Genomic DNA, 9050 nt, shown 5'->3' with positions numbered 1-9050 from the left:
GCCGGGGCGCCGGGCTGGCGGGCCGACGAGGCGGCCCGGGCGGCGCTGCTGGCCGCGCTGCCTCCGCAGGAGCTGCCCGGACGGCTCTCCGTCCTGTACGCCGAGGGAACCACTGACGAGAAGCTGGCCGTGCTCAAGGCGCTGCCGCTGCTGCCGGTCGGGGCGGAGGTCGTCCCGTTGCTGGAGGACGCGATCCGCACCAACGACACCCGGCTCCTGGCCGCCGCGCTCGGTCCGGCCGCCCGGCACCTGGACCAGGCCGCCTGGCGGCAGGCCGTGCTCAAGTGCGTGTTCACCGGCGTACCGCTGGACGGCGTGGACGATCTCGGCGAGCGGGCCGACGCGGAACTGGCCGCCATGCTCGCCGGGCTCGCCGCCGAACGCGCCGCCGCTGGGCGCACCATGCCCGCCGACGCCGCCGCCCTCCTCGACCGCCTCACCGCGAACCGCCTGATCCGGCAGGAGGAGGCGTGATGCGCGTCTTCGACCCGCACATCCACATGACGTCGCGCACCACCGACGACTACCGGAGGATGGCGGCGGCGGGCGTCCGCGCCGTCGTCGAGCCCGCCTTCTGGCTGGGCCAGCCGCGCACCAATCCCGGCTCGTTCACCGACTACTTCGACTCCTTGCTCGGCTGGGAGCCGTACCGAGCCGGACTGTTCGGCGTCCGCCACCACGCCGCGATCGCGCTGAACCCCAAGGAGGCCAACGATCCCCGCTGCCGCCCGGTGCTCGACCTGCTCCCCCGCTACCTGGGCAAGGACGGTGTGGTCGCGGTCGGCGAGATCGGCTACGACTCGATGACGCGCGAAGAGGACGACGCGTTCGCCCGGCAACTCGCCCTCGCCGTCGAGCACGGCCTCCCGGCGCTGGTGCACACCCCGCACCGCGACAAGGCCCGCGGCACCCGGCGGACCCTGGACGTGGTGGCCGAGTCCGGCATCCCGCCGGGCCGGGTCCTCGTCGACCACCTCAACGAGCTCACCGTCGGCCCGGTGCGGGAGTCCGGCTGCTGGATGGGGTTCTCCCTCTACCCTGAGACCAAGATGTCGCCGCCCCGGATGGTGGAGATCCTGCGCCGGCACGGGCTGGAGCGGATGCTGGTCAACTCCGCGGCCGACTGGGGGAACTCCGACCCGCTGCTCACGGTGGAGACCGCGCGCGCCATGGTGGCGGCGGGCTTCGGCGAGGACGACGTCGACAAGGTGATGTGGCGCAACCCCGTGGAGTTCTTCGGCCAGTCGGGACGCCTCGACCTGTCCGGGACCGGCCAGGCGGAGCCGGCGTTCCAGGGCAACTCGATCCTGCGCGGAGGAAGCTGATGCGGCTGCGCGACCCGGCCGGGCGCGTCCTGCATCTCGGCTACTGCACCAACGTCCATCCCGCCGAGGACCTCCATGGCGTCGTCGCGCAACTGGACGAGTTCGCCGTGCCCGTCCGCGAACGGCTGGACGCGCCCGTCCTTGGGCTGGGTCTGTGGCTGGCCGCGCCCGTGGCGGCCGGGCTCGCCGGCGACCCGGCGGGCCGCCGGCGGCTGCGCCGCGAGCTGGACGCCCGGGGGCTGGAGGTCGTGACCCTCAACGGCTTCCCCTACCGCTCGTTTCAGGACCCGGTCGTCAAGCACGCCGTCTACCGGCCCGACTGGACCACCCGGGAGCGGCTGTCGTACACGCTGGACCTGGCGCGCGTCCTGGCCGACCTGCTGCCCGGCGACGCCGTACGCGGCTCGATCTCGACGCTGCCGCTGGCCTGGCGCGAGCCGTGGGACCCCGGAATGGCCGAGCGGGCCGCCCGGAGGCTCGACGAGCTGGCCGGGCGGCTGGCCGGAGTCGAGGCGGCGACCGGGCGCGTCATCAGGGTGGGCTTCGAGCCGGAGCCGGGCTGCGTCGTGGAGACGACGGCCCAGGCCGCGGCCCGCCTCGCCGGTGTGGACACCGACCGGCTCGGGATCTGCCTCGACCTGGCCCACCTGGCGTGTGCCTGGGAGCGGCCGGCCGACGCCCTGCGCACGCTGCGGCAGGCGGGCCTGCCGGTGGTGAAGGTCCAGCTGTCGGCCGCCCTGGAGACCGCGGAACCGGCGGCGCTGCGGGAGTACGCCGAGCCGCGCTTCCTGCACCAGACCCGCAACCCCGGCGGCGGGACGGCCGACGACCTCGCCGAGGCGCTGGCGGCCGGCCTCCCGGCGCCCTGGCGGGTGCACTACCACGTGCCCCTGCACCTGCGGCCCGAGCCGCCGCTGTCGGCCACGACGGACGTCCTCCGCGAGGCCGTGGCCGAGCTGGTCACCCGCGGGGCCTGCGACCACTACGACGTGGAGACCTACACCTGGAACGTGCTGCCGCCGGCGCACCGTCCCCGCACCTCACGGGAGCTGGCGGCGGGGATAGCCGCCGAGCTGGCCTTCGCCCGCGACCAACTCCACCGTCTGGGAGCCCGGCCATGACCTCACCACGCCGAAGCGCACACAGGAGCTCGCACCTCGTCCTCGACGTGGTCGGGCTCACGCCCCGCCTGCTGGCCCGCATGCCCCGCCTGCGGGCCGTGGCCGAAACGGGCTTCCAGGCGCGGCTCGGCACCGTCCTGCCCGCCGTCACCTGCCCCGTCCAGTCGACGTTCCTGACCGGACTGCCTCCCTCCGCGCACGGCATCGTGGGCAACGGCTGGTACTTCCGCGACCTGGGCGAGGTGCTGCTGTGGCGCCAGCACAACGCCCTCGTCCGGGGCGAGCGGGTCTGGCAGGCCGCCCGCCGGCACCGGCCCGGCTTCACCGTGGCCAACATCTGCTGGTGGTACGCCATGGGCGCCGACGTCGACTGGACCGTCACCCCGCGGCCGGTCTACCGCGCCGACGGGCGCAAGGAACCCGACTGCTACACCCACCCGCCAGAGCTGCATGACGAGCTGACCGCGCGCCTCGGCCCGTTCCCGCTGTTCTCCTACTGGGGGCCGGGCGCGGGCATCGCGTCCTCGGCCTGGATCTGCGCGGCCACCCTGCACGTCATGACGACCCGCGACCCCGACCTGACCCTCGCCTACGTGCCCCACCTCGACTACGACCTCCAGCGGTACGGGCCCCGCGACCCCCGTTCGGCCGCGGCCGCGGCCGAACTGGACCAGGTGCTGGCGCCGCTGCTGGACGCCGCCCTCGACCGGGGCGCGACCGTGACCGTGCTGTCGGAGTACGGCATCACCGACGTGTCCCGGCCGGTCGGCGTCAACCGGCTGCTGCGCGCGGAGGGACTGCTCCATGTCCACACGCAGGCCGGCATGGAGTACCTGGACCCGTGGACCTCCCGCGCCTTCGCCGTGGCCGACCACCAGGTGGCCCACGTCTACGTACGGGACCCGGCCGACGTGCCGGCCGTGGCGAAGCTCTGCGCCGCCCTGCCCGGCGTGGCGGAGGTGCTCGACGAGGAGGGCAAAGCGGCTTGCGGCCTCGGCCACCCGCGCGCGGGCGAGCTGGTGCTGCTGGCCGACCCCAACGCGTGGTTCACCTATTACTACTGGCTCGACGACGCCCGGGCGCCGGACTTCGCCCGCCTGGTGGAGATCCACCGCAAGCCCGGCTACGATCCGGCCGAGTTGTTCCTCGATCCGGCCGACCCGGGACGCGCCAGGCGGCGGGCGGCCCTGGCTCTGCTCAGGAAGAAGGCCGGCATGCGCTACCTGATGGACGTCGTCGGCCTCGACGCCGGCGCGGGCGCCGTGCGCGGCTCCCACGGGCTGCTCCCCCGCGATCCGCAGGACGGGCCCGTGCTGCTGTGCTCCGACCGGTCCGCGGCCCGCGACCACCTCGCGGCGACGGAGGTGAAGGACTTCCTCGTCGGCCGTACACCGTAAGTCCCGGCAGTCGCCGTAAGAGCCGGCGGGCGAGCAGCAGCGGAGGCCACAGGGGTGACACCCAGGGGCGCTATTTCCTGCCTGATCCGCGCGTTCGGCAGCAGTGCAGGGCTACGGCGAGCAGGGCCCGGCAGGGCCACCCAGCCCAACAGGGCCGAACCGCCGCAGCGCTGGAAGGGCAGGCCCAGGTACGTCAGGCCCGCAACCGGGCTGATCCCGCCGGTGTGGCGGGGCAGCCCGTCGGCCAGGGCGCCGGGCACGCGCAGCCAGCGGTGCAGTGTCGGCGCCGAGGAGACGCTGGGGCAGGACCGGTTGCCGCGTGCCGAGGGTGACGGTGACCGGCCGGGTCGCGGCGAGTTCGGCGGCGATCTGCACGCCGGAGTTGCCGCCGCCGGCCACCAGCACGGGGCCGTCGGGCAGTTGGGCGGGGTCGCGGTAGCCGGCGCTGTGCAGGGCGACGACCTCGGGCGCAAGCGGCAGGTGGGGGATGTGGGGCTGCTGGAACGGCCCGGTGGCGACCACAACGCCGGCACCGGTGTGGACGCCGTTGTCGGTGACCGCCTCGAAGCCTCCGCCGGGTGCGGGGCGCAGCAGGGACACGGTGGCGCCGAGCTGGACCGGCAACTCGACGTGGGCGGCGTACGCCTGCAGGTAGTCGGCCACCTCGTCCTTGCCCGGGTAGCGGTCCGCTCCGGACCACGGCATGCCGGGCAGCGCGCTCAGGCGGGCGGGGGTGAACAAGCGCAAGGAGTCCCAGCGGCGTCGCCAGATGTGCCGGCCGGCCGCCGGGCGCGCAGGATCGGTCATGGGCGGCGCCGGGCGGATCACCTGTCCGGCGTGCGGCACGTCATGCGGGGCTCTGCCGGCCGGAGGAGCGGCAGCCGTCGGCGCAGCCGTCCGCCTCGGAGGCCGTACCGGCGGACGGGGCGGCGGGAACGGCGCAGCAAGCGTCCCCGCGCCAGGCTTCGCGGCCTTCCTTGACCGCCACGGCGGCGATCACCAGAGCGGCGATCGGGTCGGCCCAGGACCAGCCGAACAGGCTGTTGAGCGCCAGCCCGACCAGCAGCACGCCGGACAGGTAGGTGCACAGCAGGGTCTGCTTGGAGTCGGCGACGGCGGAGGTGGAGCCGAGTTCGCGGCCGGCGCGACGTTGCGCGTACGACAGGAACGGCATGATCATCAGGCTGAGGGCGGCGAGGATCAGGCCGGGGGTGGAGCGCTGCGCCTCGCCGGAGCCGAGCAGGGCGCGGACGGCGTCGAAGGTGACATAGGCGGCCAGGGCGAAGAAGGACAGGGAGATGACGCGCAGCGCCGCCCGTTCCCGGCGTTCGTGGTCGGCGGCCGAAAACTGCCAGGCCACGGCAGCCGCGGAGCCGACCTCGACGATCGAGTCGAGGCCGAAGCCGATCAGCGCCGCCGAGGAGGCGATGGAGCCGGCCGTGATGGCCACCGCGGCCTCGATCACGTTGTAGGTGATGGTGGCGGCCACCAGAAGACGGATGCGGCGCCGCAGCAGCGTGCGCCGGGCCGGAGACAGGCCGGGCAGGTCGAGCGCGGTCATGCCCCCACCTGACCCGCGGTCAACGCGCCATCGGCGGGGGCGTCACCAGGGGTGGCACCGGGTGCGGGGCACAGCACCACGGCGTGGCCGGTGGCGGCCAGCAGTTCCTCGGCGGCGGCCAGCAGGTCCATCAGCTCGGGCCGGGTCAGGGAGTAGAAGGACTGACGGCCTTCGGCACGGTAGTCGACCAGGCGGCAGTCGCGCAGGCAGGCCAGATGCTTGGAGACGGTGGACTGGGCCAGGCCGAGCTCGGCGACGAGGTCCACCACACGTGCTTCGCCGCGGACCAGGCGTCGCACGATGCGCAGCCGGGTCTCGTCAGCCAGGGAGTGGAACAGCGCGGCCGCCGGAGGAATGCCGGCGGCGACGTCGGCACCGACGCAGGAGCCGGCCTCACTATCAATCGCCATACAGCGATGATAGCCCGTTCTGGTTATGTATCCCGCCAGCCGTGCGGCCCGGAGCGTTGGCGTCACCGGCAACGCGTCGGCGAGATGGACGCATCCGGGCTGATGAGATCCGGCCCTGATTTGACATCTCTCTAATCAGAGGGCAGCCACACTCCGAGCCACTTGGACATAGAACCGCTGCCGGAGAGCGAAGCGGCCGACCCCGCGGTCATGCTCAAGGCGGTCGCCGACCCGGTACGCCTGCGCCTGCTGTCGATGATCGGCTCGCACGCGGGCGGCGAGGCGTGCGTGTGCGACCTGACCGACGCCTTCGACCTGACCGCGCCCACCATCTCCCACCACCTCAAGGTACTGCGCACCGCCGGGTTGATCAGCGGCGAGCGGCGCGGCACCTGGGTGTACTACCGGATCATCCCTGAGGCGGTGAACAGGCTCGGAGCCCTGTTCACCCCGCCGGCCGAGCCTGTCTCCGGGGAACGCGCCTCCTAGGCGTCCTGGTCATCGCCGCCGGGTCGGGATGCGTTCTCCGGCGGGGCGTGGTGGTCGGCTCATCGCGTCCGGACCGACCGGGTCGATGCCGAGGGACATGGCGGGTGGGCCGTCCATGACCGGGTTGACGAGGAGGATCTGCAGCGCGGTGAACGGTGCGCCGCCGGCGAGACGGTGACTGGTGCGACGAGGAAGGTCAGCACGAACCCGAAGGCGGTGGACACCTGGAACTGGGTGAATGTGACGATGTTGTGGTAGCTGCCGATGTGGGCCCGGCGGAGGGCAGGGCATCGTCGACTCCGGCGCCGGTCATCGCCACGTGGCTGCCTGCGACGGTTCCGGCGCGTCCGACATGCCAAGCCCGGTCCGGGTGGCGGTGCCGCCACGGGTGGCTCGGGCACGGACGATGGCCACCGTGCCGCTCGCGTGGTTCAGCACGTGCTGGCTGGTGGAGCCGAGCAGCAAGCCGGTGAACCCGCCGCGGCCGCGCGATCCCACGACGGTCAGGGCCGCACTTGCCGATTCGGCGACCAGGACGTCGGCGGACTCGCCCGGGACGACCTTCTGCTGAACCGGAACGTCGGGGTACGTCTCGCGGTACCCGGCAACGGCTTCGGTGAGCAGCCGGGCAGGCCATTGGTACCGGTGATCGTAGTAGCTCCCGATCCCCCACTGATAGGCGTGCACGGCGACGACGCTCAGGCCGTGCAGCGCCGCGTGCGCGAAGGCGAATTCGACGGCGAGATCCGACGAATCCGAGCCGTCCACGCCGACCACCACCTGACCGGCGGCCGGGCCCGGGGCACGGAGGTCGTCGTGACTGCCGCGTACGACGATGACGGGGCAGGCGGCGTGCGCGGCGGTCTGGACGCCGACGGAGCCGACGAGCAGTCCGGTGAATCCGCCGAGGCCGCGCTGACCGACCACCACCAGGGCGGCGTCGCGGGAGGCGTCGATCAACGCCGCAGCCGGGGCGCACACAGGCATGTCGGTGGTGATGTCCAGGTTCGGGGCGGTCTGGCGGGCCCGGTCGGCGGCGGTGGACAGGAGCTTGTCGGCGGCCTGTTGGAGCCCGGCGTCGGGCGGCCCCATCACCGGCGGTCCCAGGGGGACGCCCATCAGCGGCCACAGGAACGCGTGCACGATCCGCAGCCGACACCCCCGGGCGGCCGCTTCGCGGGCGGCCCAGTCCACCGCGGACAGGCTCTGCGGAGAGCCGTCGACTCCCACGACGATCGCAGCGGCCGGGTTGGTGGTCATGCTCTCGGTCCCCTTCCGGGTGTGAGCGACGGATGCTGCCCTGGCCGGATGATCAATCTCGGTGCCTGCACCCGCGTGAGGAGCCGCGTGCCCGGGATCGTGGCGCGTGTGACAGCCGACCATCGACGGACGCGGTCAAGGCCACTTCCTCGCCGGCTCCTCCTCTGCTCGATCTGCGTCCATGCCCCGCCTCGGTGGCTGCCGGCGGTGCCGGCTCGGTCCACTGGTCGAGTCGGCGGCGGCCGGGCCGTGGTGATCGTGTCGGCTGTCCGGTCGAGAGTGCCGGCTCCGGGAGGTGCATGAGTTCCTGGACACCGGCAAGGTGCAGCACCCGGTGTACGCGCCGCTGCGGATTGGCCACCGTGTAGCCGCGTCCACGCCGGACGGCGATGTTGCGGCCGGCCACCAGGGCGCTGATTCCCGCACCATCGAGGAACGTCACCCTGGCCAGGTCGACCACGACGTCGGCCTGGTGTGGCGCCCGCAGGGCGTCCTCGATGGCGGCTCGCAGCGCACCCGCGGTGAGCAGGTCGATCTCGCCGACGGGAGTCAGCGTGACGGCCCGGTCGCCGACCGGGTATCGGGGCGATGAGGAATCCATCGGTGGCCTCCGTTTCGTGCGGTTGTCGCCGTGTTCGGGCCGGTGCACCCCGGCCATGTGCCGGCCGGTAGCCGGTCTGCTTGCGCTGGCCGGTCAGCCGGTCTGCTTGCGCTGGCACGGCACGCAGAACCGGGCGTGCGGCAGGATCTCCAGCCGTTGCAGCGGGATGTCGGTGGCGCAGCGTTCGCAGGTCCCGTAGGTGCCGTCGGCCATGCGCCGCAACGCCTGCGCGGTGTCGGCCACCACCTGGCGGGAGGAGACGATCAGCGCTTGGAGTATGTCGTCGTCGAAGCCGCCGCGGTCGGGCTGGCGGCTGCACACGGTGAGGTGGGCGAGCTGGTCGCTGTGCCGCTGGAACTGCTCCTCCAGGGTGCTGCGCAGTTCCTCGATCGGATCGCGCACAGTCGGATCGTGCACAGTACTGGTCACGTAACTGGCCCCTTTCTCGAGGTTCCGGATGCGGGTGCGGCGGATGGCGGCGTCGCGAGACGGGTGCGCCGGCGCCGGATGTGAGCCGATGGGCTCAGGCAGATCAGGCGGCCGCGGCGGCGGGCTGCCGGCAGAGCGCCACGGCCTGCCTCCCCGCTCGATCCGGCATCACCTTCACTCACCAACCTACGCGGTCACGACGTGAAGAGCAGGGGGTGCCACCGGCCAACATGCCACGCCCGTGGTTGCCGGCCGTCGGCAACCACGGCCGCGCCCCGCCTCTCGTTCACGTCGACCGCGGCGACGCCGTCCCCGTCCGCCTGCCATGGCCGACGGCACGAGCCAAGCGACACCGGACAGGCGCCGGATGCGAGGCATGCCGCGTCCAACTGCCGACGTCCGGCAACTGCCGCCGGGCACCACGACGATGCGGGAGCGGTCCGTGGTTCGGGTGGCG

General features: G+C 73.2%; 12 protein-coding genes. 5 read left to right on the top strand and 7 right to left on the bottom strand.

All coding sequences use genetic code 11. From position 1 onward, the window contains the following. The 4 genes from AB0H81_RS42015 to AB0H81_RS42000 all read left to right on the top strand — a co-directional run. On the top strand, window positions 1-474 hold a 474-nt coding region (locus AB0H81_RS42015; protein WP_358387232.1), incomplete at its 5' end, for an EboA domain-containing protein. Then, window positions 474-1325 carry a TatD family hydrolase gene (locus tag AB0H81_RS42010; protein WP_358387229.1) on the top strand — a complete coding sequence of 284 codons (852 nt, stop codon included), beginning with the start codon at window positions 474-476 and terminating at the stop codon, window positions 1323-1325. The genes AB0H81_RS42015 and AB0H81_RS42010, both read left to right, overlap by 1 nt. Further along, window positions 1325-2446 carry a metabolite traffic protein EboE gene (eboE, locus tag AB0H81_RS42005; RefSeq protein ID WP_358387226.1) on the top strand — a complete coding sequence of 374 codons (1122 nt, stop codon included), beginning with the start codon at window positions 1325-1327 and terminating at the stop codon, window positions 2444-2446. The genes AB0H81_RS42010 and eboE overlap by 1 nt, the downstream gene beginning before the upstream one ends. Beyond that, window positions 2443-3843, top strand: coding sequence for a nucleotide pyrophosphatase/phosphodiesterase family protein (locus tag AB0H81_RS42000; RefSeq protein ID WP_358387223.1), 1401 nt, complete (start codon window positions 2443-2445; stop codon window positions 3841-3843). The genes eboE and AB0H81_RS42000 overlap by 4 nt, the downstream gene beginning before the upstream one ends. Before the next feature lie 111 nt (window positions 3844-3954). Here AB0H81_RS42000 and AB0H81_RS41995 read toward each other — a convergent pair whose 3' ends face one another. Genes AB0H81_RS41995 through AB0H81_RS41985 form a run of 3 tightly spaced genes read right to left on the bottom strand, consistent with a single transcriptional unit; the run spans window position 3955 to window position 5814 of the window. Further along, window positions 3955-4650 carry an NAD(P)-binding domain-containing protein gene (locus AB0H81_RS41995; protein WP_358387221.1) on the bottom strand — a complete coding sequence of 232 codons (696 nt, stop codon included), beginning with the start codon at window positions 4648-4650 and terminating at the stop codon, window positions 3955-3957. A 40-nt stretch (window positions 4651-4690) separates the two neighbouring features. Next, window positions 4691-5404: a cation transporter gene (locus tag AB0H81_RS41990; protein WP_358387218.1), complete on the bottom strand. Its 714-nt coding sequence runs from the start codon at window positions 5402-5404 to the stop codon at window positions 4691-4693. Next, window positions 5401-5814, bottom strand: coding sequence for a metalloregulator ArsR/SmtB family transcription factor (locus AB0H81_RS41985; protein WP_358387215.1), 414 nt, complete (start codon window positions 5812-5814; stop codon window positions 5401-5403). Before AB0H81_RS41985 ends, AB0H81_RS41990 begins: the two co-directional genes overlap by 4 nt. A 210-nt stretch (window positions 5815-6024) precedes the next feature. Here AB0H81_RS41985 and AB0H81_RS41980 point away from each other — a divergent pair, with 210 nt between their 5' ends. Then, entirely contained in the window at window positions 6025-6303 is a 279-nt protein-coding gene (locus AB0H81_RS41980) for a metalloregulator ArsR/SmtB family transcription factor (protein ID WP_358387235.1), read from the top strand. A gap of 9 nt (window positions 6304-6312) precedes the next feature. Here AB0H81_RS41980 and AB0H81_RS41975 read toward each other — a convergent pair whose 3' ends face one another. From AB0H81_RS41975 to AB0H81_RS41960, 4 genes are all read right to left on the bottom strand, one after another. Further along, the gene (locus AB0H81_RS41975) at window positions 6313-6594 is read right to left on the bottom strand and encodes a cation-translocating P-type ATPase C-terminal domain-containing protein (protein WP_358387212.1); all 282 of its coding nucleotides are present in this window, start codon (window positions 6592-6594) and stop codon (window positions 6313-6315) included. A gap of 18 nt (window positions 6595-6612) precedes the next feature. Continuing rightward, window positions 6613-7563: a universal stress protein gene (locus AB0H81_RS41970; protein ID WP_358387210.1), complete on the bottom strand. Its 951-nt coding sequence runs from the start codon at window positions 7561-7563 to the stop codon at window positions 6613-6615. 52 nt (window positions 7564-7615) lie between these two features. After that, on the bottom strand, window positions 7616-8164 hold the full coding sequence (locus AB0H81_RS41965) for an STAS domain-containing protein (RefSeq protein WP_358387207.1): 549 nt from the start codon (window positions 8162-8164) through the stop codon (window positions 7616-7618). Window positions 8165-8257: 93 nt separating this feature from the next. Next, complete coding sequence (locus AB0H81_RS41960; protein WP_358387204.1) at window positions 8258-8566, bottom strand: TraR/DksA C4-type zinc finger protein; 309 nt, start codon at window positions 8564-8566, stop codon at window positions 8258-8260. Between the last annotated feature and the right edge of the window lie 484 nt (window positions 8567-9050).

The sequence above is a fragment of the Nonomuraea sp. NPDC050691 genome (assembly GCF_040654455.1).
Taxonomy (GTDB): domain Bacteria; phylum Actinomycetota; class Actinomycetes; order Streptosporangiales; family Streptosporangiaceae; genus Nonomuraea.
This window is presented reverse-complemented; position numbering and strand designations above follow the sequence as displayed.

What these genes read in the sequence shown, in the direction of transcription:
- AB0H81_RS41975 (WP_358387212.1), bottom strand. Translation starts at nt 6,594, where the DNA reads ATGCCCTGCCCTCCGCCGGGCCCACATCGGCAGCTACCACAACATCGT.
- AB0H81_RS42010 (WP_358387229.1), top strand. Translation starts at nt 474, where the DNA reads ATGCGCGTCTTCGACCCGCACATCCACATGACGTCGCGCACCACCGAC.
- AB0H81_RS41985 (WP_358387215.1), bottom strand. Translation starts at nt 5,814, where the DNA reads ATGGCGATTGATAGTGAGGCCGGCTCCTGCGTCGGTGCCGACGTCGCC.
- AB0H81_RS42000 (WP_358387223.1), top strand. Translation starts at nt 2,443, where the DNA reads ATGACCTCACCACGCCGAAGCGCACACAGGAGCTCGCACCTCGTCCTC.
- AB0H81_RS41995 (WP_358387221.1), bottom strand. Translation starts at nt 4,650, where the DNA reads ATGACCGATCCTGCGCGCCCGGCGGCCGGCCGGCACATCTGGCGACGC.
- AB0H81_RS41965 (WP_358387207.1), bottom strand. Translation starts at nt 8,164, where the DNA reads ATGGATTCCTCATCGCCCCGATACCCGGTCGGCGACCGGGCCGTCACG.
- AB0H81_RS41990 (WP_358387218.1), bottom strand. Translation starts at nt 5,404, where the DNA reads ATGACCGCGCTCGACCTGCCCGGCCTGTCTCCGGCCCGGCGCACGCTG.
- AB0H81_RS41970 (WP_358387210.1), bottom strand. Translation starts at nt 7,563, where the DNA reads ATGACCACCAACCCGGCCGCTGCGATCGTCGTGGGAGTCGACGGCTCT.
- eboE (WP_358387226.1), top strand. Translation starts at nt 1,325, where the DNA reads ATGCGGCTGCGCGACCCGGCCGGGCGCGTCCTGCATCTCGGCTACTGC.
- AB0H81_RS41980 (WP_358387235.1), top strand. Translation starts at nt 6,025, where the DNA reads ATGCTCAAGGCGGTCGCCGACCCGGTACGCCTGCGCCTGCTGTCGATG.